Source organism: Microbacterium sp. BLY (assembly GCF_017939615.1).
GTDB lineage: Bacteria > Actinomycetota > Actinomycetes > Actinomycetales > Microbacteriaceae > Microbacterium.
This window is the reverse complement of sequence record NZ_JAGKSR010000001.1, coordinates 1,659,538-1,680,107: the sequence shown is the minus strand read 5'-3', so window position 1 is coordinate 1,680,107 and position 20,570 is coordinate 1,659,538. Positions and strand designations below refer to the sequence as shown.

General features: G+C 70.6%; 20 protein-coding genes. 6 read left to right on the top strand and 14 right to left on the bottom strand.

The features are described from left to right. Nucleotides 1-35: 35 nt before the first annotated feature. The 10 genes from KAF39_RS08390 to KAF39_RS08345 all read right to left on the bottom strand — a co-directional run bounded on the left by KAF39_RS08390 (nucleotide 36) and on the right by KAF39_RS08345 (nucleotide 9,960). Nucleotides 36-1,151, bottom strand: a complete 1,116-nt coding sequence (locus KAF39_RS08390; protein WP_210677996.1) for a GuaB3 family IMP dehydrogenase-related protein — start codon at nucleotides 1,149-1,151, stop codon at nucleotides 36-38. A gap of 45 nt (nucleotides 1,152-1,196) precedes the next feature. Then, entirely contained in the window at nucleotides 1,197-2,885 is a 1,689-nt protein-coding gene (locus KAF39_RS08385; RefSeq protein ID WP_210676845.1) for an ABC-F family ATP-binding cassette domain-containing protein, read from the bottom strand. Between the two features lie 89 nt (nucleotides 2,886-2,974). Then, nucleotides 2,975-4,795, bottom strand: a complete 1,821-nt coding sequence (locus KAF39_RS08380; protein ID WP_210676844.1) for a cell wall metabolism sensor histidine kinase WalK — start codon at nucleotides 4,793-4,795, stop codon at nucleotides 2,975-2,977. Further along, the gene (locus tag KAF39_RS08375) at nucleotides 4,792-5,139 is read right to left on the bottom strand and encodes a response regulator (protein ID WP_210676843.1); all 348 of its coding nucleotides are present in this window, start codon (nucleotides 5,137-5,139) and stop codon (nucleotides 4,792-4,794) included. The genes KAF39_RS08380 and KAF39_RS08375 overlap by 4 nt, the downstream gene beginning before the upstream one ends. Next, the gene (locus KAF39_RS08370; protein ID WP_210676842.1) at nucleotides 5,136-5,279 is read right to left on the bottom strand and encodes a hypothetical protein; all 144 of its coding nucleotides are present in this window, start codon (nucleotides 5,277-5,279) and stop codon (nucleotides 5,136-5,138) included. The genes KAF39_RS08375 and KAF39_RS08370 overlap by 4 nt, the downstream gene beginning before the upstream one ends. Next, nucleotides 5,276-6,763 (bottom strand): glycosyltransferase, encoded by a 1,488-nt coding sequence (locus tag KAF39_RS08365; protein ID WP_210676841.1) that lies wholly within the window; start codon nucleotides 6,761-6,763, stop codon nucleotides 5,276-5,278. The genes KAF39_RS08370 and KAF39_RS08365 overlap by 4 nt, the downstream gene beginning before the upstream one ends. After that, nucleotides 6,763-7,476 carry a PHP domain-containing protein gene (locus KAF39_RS08360; RefSeq protein ID WP_210676840.1) on the bottom strand — a complete coding sequence of 238 codons (714 nt, stop codon included), beginning with the start codon at nucleotides 7,474-7,476 and terminating at the stop codon, nucleotides 6,763-6,765. Before KAF39_RS08360 ends, KAF39_RS08365 begins: the two co-directional genes overlap by 1 nt. Then, a complete protein-coding gene (locus KAF39_RS08355; protein WP_210676839.1) occupies nucleotides 7,473-8,462 on the bottom strand; it encodes an ATP-grasp domain-containing protein in 990 nt (329 codons plus the stop codon). The genes KAF39_RS08360 and KAF39_RS08355 overlap by 4 nt, the downstream gene beginning before the upstream one ends. After that, a complete protein-coding gene (locus tag KAF39_RS08350; RefSeq protein WP_210676838.1) occupies nucleotides 8,463-9,509 on the bottom strand; it encodes a response regulator in 1,047 nt (348 codons plus the stop codon). Nucleotides 9,510-9,648: 139 nt separating this feature from the next. Next, complete coding sequence (locus KAF39_RS08345; protein WP_210676837.1) at nucleotides 9,649-9,960, bottom strand: DUF2277 domain-containing protein; 312 nt, start codon at nucleotides 9,958-9,960, stop codon at nucleotides 9,649-9,651. A gap of 101 nt (nucleotides 9,961-10,061) precedes the next feature. Here KAF39_RS08345 and KAF39_RS08340 point away from each other — a divergent pair, with 101 nt between their 5' ends. Continuing rightward, the gene (locus tag KAF39_RS08340; RefSeq protein ID WP_210676836.1) at nucleotides 10,062-10,475 is read left to right on the top strand and encodes a hypothetical protein; all 414 of its coding nucleotides are present in this window, start codon (nucleotides 10,062-10,064) and stop codon (nucleotides 10,473-10,475) included. 75 nt (nucleotides 10,476-10,550) lie between these two features. Here the strand turns inward: KAF39_RS08340 and guaB are convergent, their stop codons facing one another. After that, the gene (guaB, locus tag KAF39_RS08335; RefSeq protein ID WP_210676835.1) at nucleotides 10,551-12,053 is read right to left on the bottom strand and encodes an IMP dehydrogenase; all 1,503 of its coding nucleotides are present in this window, start codon (nucleotides 12,051-12,053) and stop codon (nucleotides 10,551-10,553) included. A gap of 316 nt (nucleotides 12,054-12,369) precedes the next feature. Here guaB and KAF39_RS08330 point away from each other — a divergent pair, with 316 nt between their 5' ends. The 4 genes from KAF39_RS08330 to KAF39_RS08315 are packed head-to-tail and all read left to right on the top strand — an operon-like array spanning nucleotide 12,370 to nucleotide 16,389. Beyond that, a complete protein-coding gene (locus KAF39_RS08330) occupies nucleotides 12,370-13,656 on the top strand; it encodes a branched-chain amino acid ABC transporter permease (protein ID WP_210677995.1) in 1,287 nt (428 codons plus the stop codon). A gap of 3 nt (nucleotides 13,657-13,659) precedes the next feature. After that, the gene (locus tag KAF39_RS08325) at nucleotides 13,660-14,637 is read left to right on the top strand and encodes a branched-chain amino acid ABC transporter permease (RefSeq protein WP_210676834.1); all 978 of its coding nucleotides are present in this window, start codon (nucleotides 13,660-13,662) and stop codon (nucleotides 14,635-14,637) included. Further along, nucleotides 14,627-15,625: an ABC transporter ATP-binding protein gene (locus KAF39_RS08320; RefSeq protein ID WP_210676833.1), complete on the top strand. Its 999-nt coding sequence runs from the start codon at nucleotides 14,627-14,629 to the stop codon at nucleotides 15,623-15,625. The genes KAF39_RS08325 and KAF39_RS08320 overlap by 11 nt, the downstream gene beginning before the upstream one ends. Further along, nucleotides 15,622-16,389, top strand: coding sequence for an ABC transporter ATP-binding protein (locus KAF39_RS08315; RefSeq protein ID WP_210676832.1), 768 nt, complete (start codon nucleotides 15,622-15,624; stop codon nucleotides 16,387-16,389). Before KAF39_RS08320 ends, KAF39_RS08315 begins: the two co-directional genes overlap by 4 nt. Nucleotides 16,390-16,450: 61 nt before the next feature. Here KAF39_RS08315 and KAF39_RS08310 read toward each other — a convergent pair whose 3' ends face one another. The 3 genes from KAF39_RS08310 to groES all read right to left on the bottom strand — a co-directional run bounded on the left by KAF39_RS08310 (nucleotide 16,451) and on the right by groES (nucleotide 19,211). Further along, nucleotides 16,451-17,707, bottom strand: a complete 1,257-nt coding sequence (locus tag KAF39_RS08310) for an ABC transporter substrate-binding protein (protein WP_210676831.1) — start codon at nucleotides 17,705-17,707, stop codon at nucleotides 16,451-16,453. A 144-nt stretch (nucleotides 17,708-17,851) separates the two neighbouring features. Beyond that, nucleotides 17,852-18,784 carry an EamA family transporter RarD gene (rarD, locus tag KAF39_RS08305; protein WP_210676830.1) on the bottom strand — a complete coding sequence of 311 codons (933 nt, stop codon included), beginning with the start codon at nucleotides 18,782-18,784 and terminating at the stop codon, nucleotides 17,852-17,854. A 130-nt stretch (nucleotides 18,785-18,914) separates the two neighbouring features. Then, nucleotides 18,915-19,211 carry a co-chaperone GroES gene (gene groES, locus KAF39_RS08300; RefSeq protein WP_017203655.1) on the bottom strand — a complete coding sequence of 99 codons (297 nt, stop codon included), beginning with the start codon at nucleotides 19,209-19,211 and terminating at the stop codon, nucleotides 18,915-18,917. Between the two features lie 156 nt (nucleotides 19,212-19,367). Between groES and KAF39_RS08295 the strand changes: the two genes are divergently transcribed. Beyond that, entirely contained in the window at nucleotides 19,368-20,567 is a 1,200-nt protein-coding gene (locus KAF39_RS08295) for a class I SAM-dependent methyltransferase (RefSeq protein WP_246878555.1), read from the top strand. The last annotated feature ends 3 nt before the right edge of the window (nucleotides 20,568-20,570 follow it).

The window sequence follows — 20,570 nt, the reverse complement described above, 5'->3', positions numbered from 1 at the left end:
AAGGGGGCAGGGGAAGTCACGGTGGAGCGGAGACCTCAGGCCTCGTAGGGGGCAAGCACGACCTCCACCCGCTGGAACTCCTTGAGGTCGGAGTACCCGGTGGTGGCCATCGACTTGCGCAGCGCGCCGATGAGGTTCGCGGTGCCGTCGGCGACGGGCGCAGGACCGTAGAGGATCTCCTCCAGCGTGCCGATGCCGCCCACCTCGACGCGTCGTCCGCGCGGAAGCTTGGGGTGGTGTGCCTCGGGGCCCCAGTGGAACCCCTGACCGGGGGCGTCCGTGGCACGGGCCAGGGCGACGCCGAGCATGACCGCGTCGGCACCCATCGCCAGCGCCTTCACGATGTCGCCCGACGTGCCGACGCCGCCGTCGGCGATGACGTGCACGTAGCGCCCGCCCGACTCGTCGAGGTAGTCGCGGCGCGCCGCGGCCACATCGGACACCGCGGTGGCCATGGGCGCGTGGATGCCGAGGGTCGCCCGGGTGGTGGAGGCCGCGCCGCCGCCGAAGCCCACCAGGACGCCGGCCGCACCGGTGCGCATGAGGTGGAGGGCGGCGGTGTAGGTCGCCGCTCCGCCGACGATGACGGGCACGTCGAGGTCGTAGATGAACTTCTTGAGGTTCAGCGGCTCGGCGACGCTCGAGACGTGCTCGGCGGAGACGGTGGTCCCCCGGATGACGAAGAGATCGACCCCGGCGGCGGCGACGGTGTCGTAGAACTCCTGCGTGCGCTGCGGCGTCAGCGAGCCGGCGACGGTGACGCCCGCCTCACGGATCTCGGCGATGCGGCGGGTGATGAGCTCGGGCTTGATCGGCTCGGAGTAGAGCTCCTGCATGCGCACGGTCGCGCGGTCCTCGGCGAGTCCCGCGATCTCGGCGAGCAGCGGCTCGGGGTCCTCGTACCGGGTCCAGAGGCCCTCGAGGTCGAGCACGCCCAGACCGCCGAGCTGGCCGAGCATGATGGCGGTGCGCGGGCTGACGACCGAGTCCATCGGCGCTCCCAGCACGGGGATCTCGAAGCCGAAGGCGTCGATCGTCCACGCGGTGGACACGTCCTCCGGGTTGCGCGTGCGCCGCGAGGGCACCACCGCGATGTCGTCGAACGTGTACGCGCGACGCGCGCGCTTTCCTCGGCCGAGCTCGATCTCCATGGTCACCCGTCCAGCCTACCCGGCGCCCGGCCGCCCCCGCGGCGGTCAGCGCGCACGGGCCACCCGCCGTTCGTCCCACACCGGCTCGTCGGACTCGTACACCTCCCCCTCGGTGCCGAACACGAGGAACCGGTCGAACGAGCGCGCGAACCAGCGATCGTGCGTGACCGCGACGACGGTGCCCTCGAAGCGCACCAGCGCCTCCTCGAGCGCCTCGGCGGATTCCAGGTCGAGGTTGTCAGTGGGCTCGTCGAGCAGGAGCAGCGTCGCGCCGGACAGCTCCAGCAGGAGCACCTGGAGCCGCGCCTGCTGCCCGCCGGACAGGGAGTCGAACGTCTGCTGCGCCTGACGCACGAGACCGTAGCGGTCGAGGGCCGAGCTCGCCGCGTCGCGGGGCAGGCCCGCGCGGCGGTCGTCGCCCCGGTGCAGGATCTCCAGCAGGGTGCGTCCGACGAACTCCGGATGCGCGTGCGTCTGGGCGAAGAGCCCCGGCACCACCCGCGCGCCGAGCACCGCCCGGCCGGTGTGCGCGACGGGACGCAGCTCCTCCGCCGCCGCGGTCACGTGACCGAGCGACGGATCGGGGTCGGTCCCTCCCCGGGCCAGCAGCCGCAGGAAGTGCGATTTGCCGGACCCGTTCGAGCCCAGCACCGCGACCCGGTCGCCGTACCAGATCTCCGCGTCGAACGGACGCATCAGCCCGGTCAGCTCGAGACGGTCGGTGACGATCGCCCGCTTCCCGGTCCGCGCGCCGCGCAGTCGCATGTCGAACTCCTGGGCCGGGGGACGCTCCTGGGGAGGTCCCGCGTCCTCGAACCGCCGCAGCCGCGTCTGGGCGGCCTGATACCGCGACGCGAAGCCGTCGTTCGCCGCGGCCTTCACCTTGAGGTTCGCCACGAGGACCCGCAGCTTCTCGTGCTGCTCGTCCCAGCGGCGGCGGAGCTCGTCGAGGCGGTCCATCCGATCCGTCCGGGCCTGATGGTAGGTCGCGAACCCGCCGCCGTGCACCCAGGCGGTCGACCCGGCCGCGCCGGGCTCGAGCGTGATGAGACGGTCGGCGGCGCGGGCGAGCAGCTCACGGTCGTGCGAGACCAGGAGCACGGTCTTGGGGGTGGCCCGCAGTTGCTCTTCGAGCCAGCGCTTGGTCGGCACGTCGAGGTAGTTGTCCGGCTCGTCGAGCAGGAGGACCTCGTCGGGGCCGCGGAGCAGCGCCTCCAGCGCGAGCCGCTTCTGCTCGCCGCCGGAGAGCGAGGTGAGCTCACGGTAGCGGGCGCGCTCGAACGGCACGCCGAGCGCCGCGACCGTGCACTGGTCCCAGACCGTCTCGTGCTCGTACCCCCCGGCGTCCGCGTACTCGGCGATCGCGGCGGCGTACGCCATCTGCGTATCGTGCTCGTCCCGGTCGATGAGGGCGTTCTCCGCCGCGTCCAGCGCCTCGGCGGCGGCGCGGATGCGGGTCGATGCCACGCGCACCAGCAGCTCGTGCACGGTCTGCCCCGGCTCGCCGTGTCCGACGAACTGGTCCATGACCCCGAGGCCGCCGTCGATCGTCACCACGCCGTCGTCGGCGGGCTGGACGCCGCGGATGATGCGCAGCAGCGTCGTCTTCCCCGCCCCGTTCGGCCCGATGAGGGCGCTGGTCGATCCCGCGCCGACCCGGAACGAGACGTCGTCGAGAAGCGGTCTGCCGTCGGGAAGCGTCAGTGAGATCCCGGATGCGTCGATGTAGCCCACGAGCGTGGCCGTCCTTCCGCCCGCGGACAGCGAGCCGACCAGGCTATCAGCCCACCGGGCGTCCCGCGACGACGGCCGGCTCCGGCCGATCAGTCCGGACGACTGAGCACCTGCAGCATCTCGGTGCGGGGCGTGGCCGGGAGCGCGAAACGGAACTCGGTGCCGACGCCCTCCTGGCTCGTCACGTCCATCGTCCCGCCGTGGGCGAGCACGATCGCCCGGGTGATCGTGAGTCCGAGGCCGACGCCGGGCACCGCATTGCGGGTGGCCGTCGATGCCCGGAAGAACCGGGTGAAGAGCATGCCCTGCTCGTCCTCCGGGATCCCCACTCCGGTGTCGGCGACGGCGATCTGCACGCCGCCGTCGGAGCGACGCACGCTCGCCGTCACCCGGCCGCCGCGGGGGGTGAACTTGATCGCGTTGGAGAGGAGGTTGTCCACGGCCTGCCCGATGCGCCCCGGATCGACGAACAGCGGGATCGGCTCGTCGCCGACCCGCAGATCCAGTTCGATGCCCTCCCGCTGCGCGTGGGGACCCGCCGACGCGACCGCGGAACGCACGAGGTCGGCGATGTCGACCTCGTCCCTCTCGAGAGGGAAGCGCCCGGACTCCACCTGCGCCGTGAAGAGCAGATCCCCGACGAGGTTGAGGAGGCGCTTCGCGTTCCGCTCGATGATGCCGACGAACTCCTGCTGCTCCTCGGTCAGCGGCTGCGCCGGATCGTTCTGGAGCAGGTCGAGGAAGCCGATGATGGCGCTCAGCGGGGTGCGCAGCTCGTGGGAGATCATGCCGACGAACTCGTCCTTCATCCGCGCGACCTCGACCGCCCTGGTCTCGTCGGTGAGGACGAACAGATACCCCTGCTGCGTTCCCGAGGGATCCCTGTGGGGGGTGACGGTCACGCGCGCGGGCACCCGGGTCCCGCCCGCGGTCCTCACCTCGATGTCGCCGTCGACGGTCCGTCCGGCATCCGCCTGTGCGAAGAGACGCTGGAGACCGTCCGGCAGGTCCGACGGCTCCGCCGGACCGTCGGGGAGCGGCGACGCCCCCGCGAGCTCGTCGCGCGCCGCGCTGTCGTCGGCGAGCAGCGACAGGGCGGACGTCGAGAAGAAGCGGTCGACGCGCACGCCGTCGAGCGCCTCGTCGTGCGACAGGCCGAGCAGACGCACGGATCCCGGGTTCCAGGCGGTGACGGTCCCCGTCCTGTCCGTGCCGATCACGGCCTGCGCGGTGATGGAGGCCCACAGCCCCTCGAACGAGTCGAGCAGTACGCGGTACTCGTGTTCCTTCTGGCGCAGCTGCACGATCATCGACACGTTGTCGGAGAGCGCGGCCGTCCGCTCGGTGACCAGCTGCTCCGCCTGCTGGACCCGCACCCGCTGCTGACGCGACAGCTCGTTGACGACGGCGGCGAGCGTCGCGAACACGAGGGGGCCGACCACGCCGCGAAGCCACTCGACGCGGCTGGACGGCGGATCGGTGACATACGGCAGCAGCAGTGCCACGGACGTCGCGGCCCCCACGACGAAGACCCACCGGATGCCCGGCGCGGCGGCGATCCACACCACCGGGAGGAGCACGAGCGAGGTGAACACCGATGTCGCCCCGCCGGTCCCGTCGCGGAACAGACCGAGCCCCATGATGTCGAGGAGCGGGACGAGGAGGACGATCACGCCCTCGCGGCGGTGCAGCGCGCTCAGGATGCCCGCGTGGACCGTGGCGACGAGGACGAGGCCGATGCCGAGGAACGCGGCGGTCGTGTCCGTGAACGGCAGGTCGGGGATCGCGAACGTCAGCCCCGCCGCGATGCTCGTGGCGACGAGCGTGGGGATCTGCTTGACGATCGGGCTCGGATTGTCGAGGACGCGGTACCAGCGGCTCTCGGCCCGCTCCAGCGGCGTGGCCCTCACCGGGGCACCCGCTCCACGGCCCGGTGCAGATCCGCTCCGGTGATGGGCTTCGGGAGCGCGACGTCGGCCGCGGGATACTCGGTGACGTCGAGGACCGAGCTGACGATGAGGACGCAGTCCGGGTAGCGCTCGTGGACGAGACGGCAGCACGCCTGACCGGAGATCCCCGGGAGCAGGAGGTCCATCACGGCCACCACGGGATCGATGTCGGGGAAGGCGGCGATCGCGGACTCCGCGTCGGGGGCGATGAACACGTCAAAGCCCTCGCGATCGAGGTAGCGTCCGAGGAGGGTGGCCTGGTCCGGCGCATCCTCGACGACCAGGGCGAGCGGCCGTCCGGTCATCGCAGCAGCATCTCTCGGACGACGACGATCACGACGACGACGGCCAGCGAGAGGAGCGCCTGCGGGATGAGGCGCCACTCCGCGCGCCGGTCGGCGGCGATCTCCTCGACCTCGGCATCGTGCGCAGGGGCATCGCTCATGAGTCGACCCGTCCGATCTTCTCGGTCTTGATCCAGGAGGCGTCCGCGCGGCGCCATTCTTTGAGGTAGGAATCGGCGGTGATCGCGCAGAGCAGCGATCCGTACCCGCAGACGTAGAGCAGCAGCCCGGCGAAGAAGCGCCCGCCCGGCAGCGGCTCGACCGCACGGGCGAGCCAGATGCCGAGCAGGGAGACGGGTCCCCAGAGGTTGAACGCGATGAGCCACAGCACACGCGCCTGCTCGGTCGGCTCCTGTCCGACGGCGCGGATCAGGTCGTCGAGCGCCCAGGGGAAGAGCGCCAGCGCCATGAGCATCAGGGCCCCGAGTCCGGGGAACATGATCACCTCGCGCCACGACTGCCGCCCGATGCGCGGATCGAGCTGCGCGGAGAAGAGCATCGAGAAGATGTAGATGCCCGCGGCCGCGACCCACATGAACCGGAAGACGAACTCCGCGATGTCGCTGTGCAGGACGAGGAGGACGATCATCGCGGCGGCGGCGAGGAGCATGAGCGCCGGCATCAGCAGGATCGTGAACCAGGCGAGCCCGAAGGAGACGCTGCCGAGGTTGTGCGCGCGGCTTGGCCGGAACCAGAGGTTCTTGTAGATCGAGGTGAGCTGCACGTTCCCGCGCGCCCAGCGCAGACGCTGCTTCCATAGGCTGTCGATCGTCCGCGGCTCCTCCGCGTACACGACCGCGTGCGGCTCGAACACCATCCGGCGGCCGTGGAGCTGGCTTTCGAACGTGGTCATGGTGTCCTCGGCGAGCGTCCCGGTCGGGATGCGGCCGCCGATCGCCTCGAGGTTCGCACGGGAGTGCAGCTGCGCGCCCCCGGCGAGGCAGGCGATGGCTCCGCCCACGTTCTGCGTCCGACGGGCCGAGAGCTGACCGATCACGTACTCGATCGCGATGAAGCGGGTGAGGTAGTTGCGGTCCCTGCTGCCCTCCGCGATGTACGCCGTGACCGCGCCGACCTTCTCGTCGGCGAGGTGGCGGGTGAGCTTGCGCAGGGAGTCCCGCGCGAAGATCACGTCCGCGTCCATGATGAGCACCGCCTCGGTCCACGGGTCCGCGAGGACGACGTCGAGGCCGTGGTTGAGGGTGTGCGCCTTGCCTTCCCCGCCCTTCTCCCGCCGCAGGTGCACGACGCGGCCCGGATAGGTCGCCGCCTTCTGCTGCACGATCGCGGGGGTGTCGTCGGTCGAGGCGTCGTCGACGACGAACACGCGCAGCCGGTCGGCGGGATACTCCAGCTGCAGCAGGCGCTCGATCGCGGGTCCGATCACGAGTCCTTCGTTCCACGCCGGGATCACGACCGCCACGTGCGGGTGGTGGGGTGCGGCGCGGGCGTAGTGGTTGCGGAAGGCGTGCAACGGCAGCATCAGGAACTGCAGGCCGGTGTTCACGACCGGGAGGGTGCCGATCAGCACGCACAGGAGCAGGAGGACGACGACGACGGTCTCGATCCCGGTGAGCTCGGGCATCAGCGGCCCTCCGTCCGCGCGAGCAGCGGGAGGATGCGCGCGTAGCGGCCGACATCCGCGGCGACGTGGCTGTCGGTCGAGGCGACGATCGCGGCGCCGGCGCGCTCCAGGGCGCGCAGGGCGTCCGTGCCGGGGCAGGTCCACTTCTCGTTGACCTCGACGAGGGTGTCCGTCTCGGCGGCGGCACGGGCCCACGCGTCCAGGCGCTCCGCCCCGAGGTCCTCCTCGGCGAGACCGATCTTGGGCAGGATCGAGAAGCAGTGCGCGAGCTGGTTGCCGGGGTGCCGGCGCATGGTCGCGATGACCGCGTCGACGAACCGGTCCAGCACGTCGGCGGGCGCCCAGCCGGCGGCGATCCGCTCCCGGACGGCGGAGGGGCCGAGCGGCCCGTCGACATCCGGGAACTGGTGGTCGGCGATGAGGATGCGGTCGATGCCCTCGGGCAGCGTCGGGATGTCGAGGGCGCCCGACACATCCAGGATCTTCGCCTCCACCCCCGTGAGCACCGTCAGCCCCTCGGGGACCCGCAGGCGCCGGACGGCCGCGAGGTACTCCGGCACCCACGTGGTGCTCTGCCGGACGTGATCGACGAGACGGACGGTCTCGAGTCCCGCGGCCGCCGCGGCCGCCACGTTCTCCTCGAGGGTGGAGACCGCGTCGTCGGAGAACGTGGAGTGGACGTGGTGGTCCCCGCGCAGGGCGGGATGGCTCACAGTTCCTCCTGGTGCCCGGCATGGGCGGAGACGAGCACGTCGTCGACCTCGACGATCACATCCTCCAGGAAGCGCACGGAGGCGACCTCGCGGAAGGGTACCTGCACCGGGATCTCCCGGCCGAGGAAGAGGTCGGCGACGAGCGACGGGATGTCGACGCCGGCCGCGATGGTCAGCGGCAGCGCGCCGGGGAAACGCGGGTTGACCTCGAGGAGCACCGCGCGGCCGTTCCGGTCGCGGCGCAGCTGGACGTTCGCGACGCCCACGAGACCGATCGCCCGGGCGATCGCCGCCGCCGTCTCCTCCAGCTCGGGATCGCGCAGCGTGCGGCCGGCGATGGCGACGCCGGAGTCCACGCGGGCACGGGTGCGGGGCACCGCGGCGACCACGCCGCCCGCCGCATCGGCGATCACGTCGACCGAGTACTCCTCGCCCGGCAGGAAGTCCTGCACGATGAGGCCCTCGTCCAGCGGCAGCGCCGCCAGGGCATCCGCATCGGGGACGAGACGCACGCCCCGGCTGCCCGCACCCTGGCGGGGCTTGGCGAACACGGGGAACTCCCACGCGACCTCCGCGGCGTCCGGGCCGGCGAGCACGGTGCGCGGCACCCGACCGGTCGGCGCGCAGCGTTCGGCCAGCGCCAGCTTGTCGAGCGCGGTGTGCAGGGTGTCCGCGGGCGGCGCGGCCAGCACGGCGGGCGCCAGCTCCTCCCGGCGGTCCGCGAGGGCGATCAGCTCCACATCGACCGTCGAGATGACGAGGTCGAGGCCGTCCTCCTCGACCATCCGCGCGATCGCCGGGACGAAGTCCGCGTCACGCCCCGGAGGCACCAGGCGGCGCTGCGCCGGAGGCACGAGGTAGATGCCGCTCGCCCATCCGTCCATGTCGGCGGCGAACACGGTCAGGTCGGCCCGCTTCAGGAGGGACCGGATCACGGCGACTCCGGCGGGACCGCCGGCTCCGGTGACCAGTACGCGCTTCGTCATTCAACTCTCCCGTCGAGTCAGTTCATGGGCGCCGACGAACTCGGCGGTCTCGCGCACGACCTCCAGCGGCTCGACGGCCTGTCCGCCGCCGAACCGCGACCAGTAGCGGGCGGTGGCCGTGACGAGCTCCGGAGCGAGGTAGTCGCGGTTCACGGAGGTCTGCGACTCGAAGCACGCGAGCAGGCGCAGCTTGTCGTCGAGGAAGCGGTCGATCCGGACGAACCGGGTGGGCCGGTAGTCGATGGTCGCCGACGGACTCTGGTAGCACGCGACCGTCCCGACGCGGCGGGTGGCGACGACGGTCGCCTCGTTCACCGCACGATGGTCCTGGTGACGGTCCTGATGCGAGTGGGTGTAGACGATCGTGGGCTGGATCTCCTGCACGACCTCCTCGATGAGGCGTACGGTCGACCCCCCGCCGGAGATCTCGGTGTCGACGAGGTCCTTGACGAAGAGGCGGGCGCCCAGCAGCTCCGCCGCCGCGAGGGACTCGTGCTGACGGCTGTCCGCATCGCCGCCCCGGGCGCCGCGGGAGAGCGTGAGGATCGTGATCCGGTCGCCGGCCGCGGCGTGCGCGGCGAGGATGCCGCCGACGCCGAGCTCGACGTCGTCGGGGTGCGCCCCGATCGCGAGGACGACTTCGCCGTCCTTCGCCTCCCGCCTCCGACGCCGGGACTCCTCCACGAGACGCGTGACGGATTCGACGAGGCGGGCGTTGTCGAGCGGCTTGGTGAGGAACTCGTCGGCCTGCGCCCGCAGGGCGGACACCGCGTACTCCACCGAGACGTGCGCCGTCATCACGACGACCGGCACGGTCGGCATCGTGCGCCGCAGCTCCTCGAGAAGCTCGAGGCCGCTGAGCCCCGGCATCTCGATGTCGGTGACCACGACGTCGGGGGGCGTCTGCGCCGCCTTCTCGATCGCGGAGGGGCCGTCGTCGGCGAGGTCGACGACACAGCCCGCGCGCCGTTCCAGGACGGTCTTGACGAGCAGGGCGACGTCGTGGTCGTCATCGACGACGAGGATGCGAGGGGCGGCCTCGGCCATGTACAGCTCTCCTTGGGGAGGTTCCCTGCCGAGGGGGATCGGCATAGCGGCGGCGGTGCCTTCATCACCGGGCCGCGGGGAAAGTCGAGCGGGGTACGTCGATTCTGGCACAGGGCTTCGGCCCCGGCCCGCAGGCTCCTCAGCCCGCGCGCGCCGTCCGTTTCTCCTCCTGGTAGCGCCGGATGGCCTCGTACCGCTCCGCCGACCGGGCGCGTCTCTTCTCGGCCTGCTCCTCGCGGTTCTTCGGCGGCGCGGAGGTGACGAGGTCGTCGAGCAGTCGCCGTGTCGCGTCCGCGATCTCGGTCACGGCGCGGTCGAAGACCTCGCGGTTCGCGCGCGACGGCGCCGTCGTCCCCGCGATCTTGCGCACGAACTGCAGGGCCGCCTCACGGCATTCCTCATCGGTGGCCGCGGGTTCGAGGTTGTTCAACGGGACGATGTTCCGGCACATACCGGCACGGTACGCCCGGCACCCGGGCGACGGAAGGGGGATGGCACGTCCGCGCCGCCGTCGCTACGCTCTGGGCAACGACCGGAAACCAAGGAGAGACCATGACGAACCCGCCACCCCCCGACTCCCCGCCGCCCGCTGCCCCGCCTCCCGCCGGCGGCGAGCCCTCGTCCTTCCCCGCGGCGCCCGCTCCGCCGCCTCCCGGCTCCCCGTACGCGCAGGACGCGCCGACGTCGCCCCCGGGGCGGGTGCTGTCGATCATCGGGCTCGTGCTGGCGTTCCTGCTGCCGCCCGTGGGGCTCATCCTCAGCATCATCGCGGCCGTCCAGCTCGGCAAGGCGAAGGCGCCCAAGGGCCTTGCGATCGCGGGCATCGTCGTCGGCGCGATCCTGACGATCCTCGCGATCATCGGCATCGTCCTGCTGGTGACCGTCCTGGCCGGCGTGATCGGGATGTGCGCCGAGCTCGGCCCCGGCGTCTGGGATGTCGGCGGGGTCACCTACCGCTGCGGCTGACCGCACCGCACACGACGAGGGGCCGGATGCATCGCATCCGGCCCCTCGTGCGCTCCCGCGGGTCGGGGGCCGCGGTCACTTCTTGTAGTTCGGCGCCTCGACGACGATCTGCACGTCGTGCGGGTGCGACTCCTTGAGCCCGGCCGAGGTGATGCGGACGAACTTGCCGCGCTGCTTGAGCTCTTCGATGGTGCGGGCGCCGACGTAGAACATCGACTGCCGCAGCCCGCCGACGAGCTGGTACGCCACGGCGGAGAGCGGCCCGCGATACGGCACCTGGCCCTCGATGCCCTCCGGGATCAGCTTGTCGTCGCTGGGCACATCGGCCTGGAAGTAGCGGTCCTTGGAGTAGGACGTCTGCTTGCCGCGCGTCTGCATGGCGCCGAGCGACCCCATGCCGCGGTACTGCTTGAACTGCTTGCCGGACTGGAAGACGATCTCGCCCGGCGACTCGTCGGTGCCGGCGAGCAGCGAGCCGAGCATGACCGCGTCGGCCCCGGCGACGAGGGCCTTGGCGATGTCGCCCGAGTACTGCAGGCCACCGTCGGCGATCACCGGCACGCCGGCGGGGCGCGCGGCGAGCGACGCCTCGTAGACCGCGGTCACCTGCGGCACCCCGACGCCGGCGACGACGCGCGTCGTGCAGATGGAGCCCGGGCCGACGCCCACCTTGACCGCGTCGACACCGGCGTCCACGAGCGCCTGCGCCCCTTCGCGGGTCGCGACGTTGCCGCCGATGACATCGATGTGCGCGAACGACTCATCCGCCTTGAGGCGCTTGACGAGGTCGATCACGCCCTGCGACTGGCCGTTGGCGGTGTCGACGACGAGGACGTCCACTCCGGCGTCGCGGAGGGCCTCGGCGCGCTCCCAGGCGTCGCCGAAGAAGCCGATCGCCGCGCCCACGCGCAGCCGACCCTGGTCGTCCTTGGTGGCGAGCGGGTACTTCTCGCTCTTGTCGAAGTCCTTGATGGTGATGAGACCGGCGAGCTTGCCGTCCTCGTCGATGAGCGGCAGCTTCTCGACGCGGTGCTTCGCGAACAGGGCGATGACCTCGCCCGCGGCCACGCCCACCGGCGCGGTGACGAGGTTCTCGCTCGTCATGACGTCCTTGACGAAGGTGCTCTGCCGCTCGAAGCCGGAGACGAAGCGCATGTCGCGGTTCGTGATGATGCCGACGAGCCGGCCATCGTCGTCGACGACGGGCAGGCCGGAAATGCGGTACTTGGCGCACAGCGCGTCGACCTCCTCCACCGTCGCGTCCTGCGTCGTGGTGATGGGGTCGGTGATCATGCCGGACTCGCTGCGCTTGACGCGATCGACGTGCGCGGCCTGGTCGGCGATGGAGAGGTTGCGGTGCAGGATGCCGATGCCGCCCTCGCGCGCCATGGCGATCGCCATGCGGGACTCGGTCACGGTGTCCATCGCGCTGGAGAGCAGCGGCGTCGCGACGGAGATGCGTCGCGTGATCCGGGACGACGTGTCGGCCTCGCTGGGGATGACGTCGGTGTGCCCCGGGAGCAGCAGCACGTCATCGTAGGTCAGTCCGACGAAGCCGAAGGGATCGTGCTGGTCCATGGAATCTCCTCCTGCGCGAGTGGCGCGAATCCGGGTGCGAGTGGGTGGTCGACGTCGGCCGGTGCGCGGGCGTGACCCGTATGGAGATTCTAAGCGAGACACGCCCGAGAACATTCCCAGCCCCGGGTCGTTACCGGACCGTTGGTCCGGACGATAGGTGAATCGCCGATCGCGCATTACGCTCAAATGCGTCGTCCATCCCCGCGGTTCGACCCGAGTCCGCGGAGACAGCACTCACAGTGGAGGTTGCGTGGGACCCACAGCACTCGCCGGACCGCGGAAGCGCCCCTGGGCTTTCGCCTTCTTCGGAATCCTGATGGCGCTCGCGGCATCGCTCCTCCTCCCTCCCTCAGCGGCCTCCGCCGAGACCACGGACGACGGCCAGGAGGTCACCGACTTCTACTTCGCCGGCGTGGTCACGAACGGTGACGAGCCGGTCGAGGGCGTCGTCATGACGATCGAGGGCAATGGCTTCGACGCCGAGACCGAGACGGACGCCGAGGGCAAGTGGCGGCTATATGTGCCGGAGAAGGAGACGTACACCCTCACGGTGGACGAATCGACCCTCCCGGACGGCGTGATCGTGGACGCGACGCAGCTGCCCGAGGGGATCCAGCCGGTCTCCGGCACCACCGCCTCGTTCGAGCTGGAGTTCGGTCTCACCGGGACGAAGATCGTGAACCTCTTCCTCGGCGAAGGCGAGCGGGTGACCGTGTCCTTCCTCGACCAGCTCCTGTCCCGCATGGTGGGTGGTCTGAACTTCGGGCTCCTGCTGGGGCTCGCCTCGATGGGCGCCGCGCTGATCTACGGCACCACGCGGCTGTCGAACTTCGCGCACGGCGAGATGGTGACCTGGGGTGCGGTGATCACGCTGGTCTTCACCTCCTTCTGGCAGCTGCCGCTCTGGGCGGGCATCATCGCCGCGGTCATCGGCGGCGCCGCGCTCGGCTGGGCCCTCGACGCGGGGATCTGGAAGCCGCTGCGGCGGCGGGGCCTCGGCGTCGTCCAGCTCATGATCGTCAGCATCGGCCTCTCGCTGGCCCTGCGCTACGGCCTGCAGTACATCATCGGCGGCAACACGTATCAGCTGCCCGGCGCCAGCCCGGAGCCGATCCGCTTCGGGCCGATCTCGCTGTCGTACATCGACCTCGTCGGCATGGCGGTCAGCATCATCGTCATCCTCGGCGTCGCGTTCTTCCTCACGCGCACCCGCACCGGCAAGGCGACCAGAGCCATCTCCGACAACCCGCAGCTGGCCGCGGCCTCCGGCATCGACGTCGACAAGGTCATCCGGATCGTGTGGATCCTCGCCGGCACCCTGGCGGCGATCTCCGGCATCCTCTGGGCGTACTTCCGGCCCGGCGTGAAGTGGGACATGGGCATGCAGATGCTGCTCCTGATGTTCTGCGCCATTACGCTCGGCGGCCTCGGCTCGGCGATCGGCGCCCTGATCGGCTCGATCATCGTCGGACTCGCGGTCGAGGTCTCCACACTGCTGGGCGTGCCGACCGACCTCAAGTACGCCAGCGCACTCGTGGCGCTGATCATCATCCTGCTCGTGCGACCGCAGGGCATCCTCGGACGCAAGGAAAGGTTGGGCTGACACATGGACTTCGGAAGCATCTTCGGCAACACCGCCTCCTACCTCTTCAGCCCGACGACGATCGCCTACGCGCTCGCGGCCACCGGACTCGCGGTGCACTTCGGCTACACGGGTCTGCTCAACTTCGGCATGGCGGCGTTCATGGCGATCGGCGGCTACGGCTACGCGATCTCGATCCTCACCTTCGGCGTGCCGTGGTGGATCGGCGTCCTCGTCGGCGTCACGGGCGGAGCCCTCTTCGCCCTGCTGCTCGGCATCCCGACCCTCCGCCTGCGCGCCGACTACCTCGCCATCGCGACCATCGCGGCCGCAGAGGTGGTGCGCCTGATGTTCGTGACGGAGCTGTTCAAGGACTGGACGAACTCCGCGGGCGGGCTCTCCGGCTACCACCAGAGCTTCCGCGACGCGAACCCGTTCCCCCCGGGGACGTACGGCTTCGGGCCGTGGACCTACAACGCGAACGACCTGTGGGTGCGCGTGTTCGGTCTGCTCACGCTCGCGCTGACGATCCTCGTGGTGTGGGCGCTGATGCGCAGCCCGTGGGGCCGGGTGCTGAAGGGCATCCGCGAGGACGAGGACGCCGTGCGGTCGCTCGGCAAGAACGTCTTCGCCTACAAGATGCAGGCGCTCGTGGTCGGCGGCGTGATCGGTGCCCTGGGCGGCATCGTCTTCGTCCTCCCGTCGGCGGTCATCCCCGGCAGCTACTCGACGTCGCTGACGTTCTTCCTGTGGACGATCCTCCTCCTCGGCGGCGCGGCCACGGTGTTCGGTCCGACCCTCGGCGCGGTGCTGTTCTGGGTGGTGTTCGCCTTCCTCGGCGCCCTGCTGCCCGCGATGGCCACCGCCGGCTACCTGCCCATGACGAGCGCGCAGGCCGACGTGGTCCGCTACATCCTCATCGGCGTCGTGCTGATGCTCATCGTCGTGTTCCGCCCGCAGGGCATCCTCGGGAACAAGAGGGAGATGACCTTTGTCAAGTGAGAACGACGCGGCCGTCACGCCCGCGAAGAGCACCCCGCGCGCCAAGACCACCGGTCTCGCCGTCGGTCCCCCGGCGCCCGGCGTCAAGAAGGTCGACCCGATCCTCGTCGTCGACGCCGTCCAGCGGCGCTTCGGCGGCCTCACCGCCGTCGACGTCGATCACCTCGAGATCCCCCGCGGAGCCATCACCGCTCTGATCGGACCGAACGGCGCCGGCAAGACGACGCTGTTCAACCTCCTGTGCGGCTTCGACAAGCCCAACAGCGGCACCTGGTCGTACGACGGCAAGAACCTCTCCGGCATCCCGTCCTTCAAGGTCGCCCGGATGGGGCAGGTCCGCACGTTCCAGCTCACCAAGTCGCTGTCGCTGCTGACCGTGCTGGAGAACATGAAGCTCGGCGCGAAGGACCAGCGCGGCGAGGGCTTCTGGGCCGGCCTGTTCCCCTTCCTCTGGCGGAAGCAGGAGCAGGAGATCGAGCAGCGCGCCCACGAGCTCCTCGTGCGCTTCAAGCTCGACGCGAAGGAGCAGGACTTCGCGGCGTCCCTGTCGGGCGGGCAGCGCAAGCTCCTGGAGATGGCCAGGGCGCTCATGAGCGACCCCAGCCTGGTGATGCTGGACGAGCCGATGGCCGGGGTGAACCCCGCCCTCACGCAGTCCCTCCTCGATCACATCCTCGACCTCAAGGACCTCGGCATGACGGTCCTCTTCGTGGAGCACGACATGCACATGGTGCGCCACATCGCCGACTGGGTCGTCGTGATGGCCGAGGGCAGAGTGGTGGCCGAGGGGCCGCCGGAGACCGTCATGGAGGACCCGGCGGTGGTGGACGCCTACCTCGGCGCCCACCAGGACGTGGACCTCGGCGCCGTCACCGGACGTCTCCCGGTGATCTCCGACGCCGACGCGGAGCGCATCCGCGAGCAGATCGAGACGGAGGTCGAGGCCGAGGTCGAGGCCGAGGACGCCGCCGAGGAGGGCAAGGCATGAGCACCGCATCCCCCACCGAGGGCACCGCCCCCACCGGCGAGGTCGTCGTCGAGCTGACCGATGTGCACGCGGGGTATCTGCCCGGCGTGAACATCCTCAACGGCGCGAACCTCGTGGCGCGGAAGGGCGAGCTGATCGGCATCATCGGCCCGAACGGCGCCGGAAAGTCGACGCTGCTCAAGGCGATCTTCGGCATGGTGAACGTGCGCGACGGCGACATCACGCTCCACGGCGAGAGCATCGTGGGCCTCAAGGCCGACAAGCTCGTGCGCCGCGGCGTCGCCTTCGTGCCGCAGACGAACAACGTGTTCCCGTCGCTCACCATCCAGGAGAACCTGGAGATGGGCCTCTACCAGAACCCGAAGATCTTCGCGGAGCGGCTGGAGTTCGTCAGCAGCATCTTCGCCGAGCTCGGCAAGCGCCTCAAGCAGCGCGCGGGGTCGCTCTCGGGCGGCGAGCGGCAGATGGTCGCGATGTCGCGGGCGCTCATGATGGACCCGTCCGTGCTGCTGCTGGACGAGCCGTCCGCCGGCCTCTCCCCCGTGCGCCAGGACGACGCCTTCATCCGGGTCTCCGACATCAACAAGGCCGGCGTCACGACGATCATGGTCGAGCAGAACGCCCGTCGCTGCCTGCAGATCTGCGACCGCGGCTACGTGCTCGACCAAGGCAAGGACGCCTACGAGGGCACCGGCCGGGAGCTGCTGAACGACCCCAAGGTCATCGGCCTCTACCTCGGCACGCTCGGCACCGACGCCGCCTGACACCCCGCGGACACGAGGAAGGCCCCGGATGCCGATGCATCCGGGGCCTTCCTCGTGCGGATTACTTGATGCGCGAGGTGACGTTCTCGGCGTCGAACTCGTAGACGCCGATCGCCGCACCCTTCGGGTCGTTGTTCTCGTCGAACGTGATCTCGCCCGAGAGGCCGTCGTAGTCCGGCGTGCCTCCGTCGTTGATGATCGCGGCGCAGTCGGCGAAGTTGTCGCACTTCTCCCCGTCGCCCTCACCGCCGGAGACGGCGATCATCTCGGCGGCCATGTCCGGACCCTCCACGGAGCCGGCCTTGAGAGCCGCCAGCGCCATGAGGATGACGGCGTCGTACGCCTCGGCGGAGTACGTCACGGCGTCGATCGGGTCGTTGCCCTCGGCGGTCCAGACCTCGTTCAGCTGGTCCAGGAAGTCCTGCGGCAGCTCGGCTCCGGCGCGGGTGCCCTTCGAGCCCTCGAGGTTGACCGAGATGTCCGAACCCCAGTCCTTGAGGTTGCCGTCGACGAGGTACAGCGAGCTGGTGTCGACGCCCGCGTTGCCGAGCAGCGGCGCGATGGTGGCGAACTGCTCGTAGGAGACGACCGCGACCGCGTCCGGGTTGGCGGCGGCGATCTCCGACACCTGGGCGTTGAACTGACCGTCGCCCTGGTTGTACGAGGCGTCGGCGACGACCTCGCCGCCGGTGCTCTCGAAGGTCGACTTGATCGCCTCGAACAGGCCCGTGCCGTACGGGTCGTTCTGGTAGATGATGCCGAGCGTCTTGTGGCCGTCCTCGGCGATCTGGTTGCCCAGCACCTCGCCCTGCAGCAGGTCGCTCGGGGCGGTGCGGAAGTACAGCGGGTTGATGCCCGTGAAGTCCGGCGACGTGTTGGACGGCGACACCGTGAGGATGTCGGCGCCCGCGTTGCCGTCGAGGATGAGCTTCGTGACGCTGGAGGACGCGGCGCCGACCATGGCCGTGATCCCCTCGTTGCGCAGGTTCGTGATCGAGGTCTCGTACGCCTTGTTGTCGAGGTCGCCCTCGTCGGCACCGGTGAGCTCGATGGTGATGCCGGCGTCGGCCTCGTTGATCTGGTTGACGGCGAGCTGGACACCGGCTTCCATCGGCGCGCCGAGGAACGCGAGCGTACCGGTGGCGGGCAGCAGCGAACCGAGCTTGAGCGTGAGGTCGGCGGCGGGCTTCTCGCCGCCCCCGTCCGACGGCTCCGCGTTCGGCGTGCTGCTGCAGCCCGCGATGATGAGGGCGGAGGCGCTGACCAGCGCGATCCCGGCGAAGATCCTCGCGCTGCGCGAGCCCTTCAGTGCGTTCATGATGCTCCCTTGCGTAAACGAACGTGGATGGTGACCACAGTCGGGTGCTCTAACACTAGGGCGTGAGGCCTCCGCACAGGAGGGGCAAGTGTTTCGGTGCGTTAACGATCCGAACCCCGGGTTTCCGGGCCGGACGCGGCGATCTCAGAGGGCGGCGGCGCGCGTGACGCGACGGCCACGACGACCGGCGAGGAGCAGATCGGCGACGAAGACGGCGATCGCGACCCACACCAGGAGGAACCCGATCCAGCGCTCCGGTGGCATCGGCTCGTGCAGGACGGCGACGCCGATCACGAACTGCAGGACCGGGGTGAGGAACTGCAGCATGCCGATCACCGTGAGGTCGACCCGGCGGGTGCCCGCCGCGAACAGCAGAAGCGGGACGGCCGTGGCCACGCCCGCGAAGGCGAGCAGGACGGCGTGCGGCCAGCCGTTGGTCCCCATCGTCAGCCCGGCGGGCGTCAGCGCCACGACCACGAGCTGGACGACCGCGATCGGGATCAGCCAGAAGGACTCGAGCGTCAGCCCGCTGATCGCGTCGACCGCGGGCCCGATCTTCTTCTTGATGAGCCCGTACAGGCCGAAGGAGGCGGTGAGCGACAGGGCGATCCAGGGGAACGAACGGTAGGCCAGGACGATGACGAGGACGGCCGCTCCGGCGATCCCGATGGCCGCCCACTGCAAGCGGCGGAGGCGCTCCTTCAGCACGAAGACCCCGAGCAGCACGGTCGTGATCGGGTTGATGAAATAGCCCAGCGCGGTCTCGACCACATTCCCGCTCAGGGTGCCGAGGACGAAGACCTGCCAGTTCACGTAGATGAGGAGGCCGGCCAGCGCCGTCCACCCCAGGAGCCGCGGGTTGCGGACGATCGCGAGGAACGCCGGCCAGCCGCGGGTGACGGTGAGCAGCAGGAGGCAGAACACGAACGAGAGCAGCACGCGCCAGGCCACCGTCTCCCACGCGCCGGTGGGCTGCAGCAGCAGGAAGTACAGCGGGAGAACGCCCCACAGCAGGTAAGCGCTCCCGGCGAAGGCGACGCCGGCGGTGCGGGTGGCGCGGGTCGTCTCGGGGGTCACCGCACAACCCTATGCCCGGCGGACCGCCCGCTGTCGCGCCGGACGCGGAAGAGGGCCCGGATGCCGAAGCATCCGGGCCCTCTTCGGACCGGCGCTCCCGTCCGCGGGCGGAGGGAGCCGGGGTCTGCGATCAGCGGACGACGACCGCCAGGACGTCGCGCGCCGACAGGACGAGGAACTCGTCCGCGCCGAACTTCACCTCGGTGCCGCCGTACTTGCTGTAGAGCACGCGGTCACCGACGGCGACGTCGAGCGGAACGCGGTTGCCGTTGTCGTCGATGCGGCCGGGGCCGACCGCCACGACCTCACCCTCCTGGGGCTTCTCCTTGGCGGTGTCGGGGATGACCAGCCCACTCGCGGTGGTCTGCTCGGCCTCGACCTGCTTGATGACGATGCGGTCCTCGAGCGGCTTGATGGAAACCGACACGGTCTACCTCTTCTTTCTTGACGCTGACACGAAAGACTCGTTCGCACTCTCAACCCGAGAGTGCTAATGCCAGTGTAGGCGGTCGGCTGGCACTCATGCAATGCGAGTGCCAACCCGGGTCGGTCGCCGGTCGGGACCTAGGCTGAGAGGGTGGAGATGTCCGAGCTGCGCGCCCTGCTGACCCCTGCCGGCCTCGAACTGCTCGACGCCGTCGGGCCGATCACGTCCACCGCCGAGGCCGCGACCGCCGTCTCGCGGCTCCGCGCCGCCGGCCACTCCCCCGACCTCGTCTCCGCGGTCGTCGGGCAGGCGCACCTGCGCGCCAAGGCCACGGCGAAGTTCGGTCCGTTCGCCGCGCGCATGCTCTTCACCCGTGCGGGCCTGGAGCAGGCGACCCGCCTCGCCGTGGCCGCGCGGCACGCCCAGCGGATCCGCCGCGTCGGCCTCACCGGGGTCGCGGATCTCGGCTGCGGGATCGGCGGCGACGCCCTCGCGTTCGCCGGCGCGGGGCTGACGGTCCTCGCGGTCGATGCGGACGAGGTGACCGCCGCCCTCGCCGCCTACAACCTCGCCCCCTTCGGGGACGAGGCCACGGTCCGGCACCAGTCCGCCGAGGAGGCGCTCGGCGACCCCGTGCCCGGACAGGCGATCTGGATGGACCCCGCCCGGCGCACCGCCGGCCACGGCGAGACGCGGCGCGTCTCCGCCGACGACTACTCCCCCTCTCTCGACTGGGCCTTCGCCGTCGCCGCGCAGCGGCCGACCGGGATCAAGCTCGGTCCGGCCCACGACCGGGATCTGCTCCCCCCGGACGCGGAGACCCAGTGGGTCAGCGCCGACGGCAGCGTCGTCGAGCTCGTCGTGTGGACGAGGGAGCTGGCGCGCGCGGGGGTCCGTCGGTCCGCCCTCGTGATCCGCGGCGAGCGCTCGCACGAGCTCACCGGCGCCGACGACGCCGAGGACGCCGCCGTCCGGCCGCTCGGGACCTTCCTCCACGAGCCCGACGGCGCCGTCATCCGGGCCCGCCTCATCGGAGACGTCGCGCGCAGTCTCGACGCCGGGATGCTCGACCCGCGCATCGCCTACCTCACGTCGGACGCGGCTCTCACGAGTCCGTTCGTGCAGTCGTTCCGCGTGCGGGAGACGCTGCCGATCACGCCGAAGACGATCAACGCGGCCCTGAAGGCGCACGGCATCGGCCGCATCGAGATCAAGAAGCGGGGTGTCGATGTCGACCCCGCCGCCTTCCGGCGCCGACTGACCCTGCGCGGCGATGCGGAGGCGACCCTCATCCTCGCGCGGTACGGCGATCAGCGCCGCGCGATCCTCGCCGACCGGGTGCCCGCCGCGGACTGACGG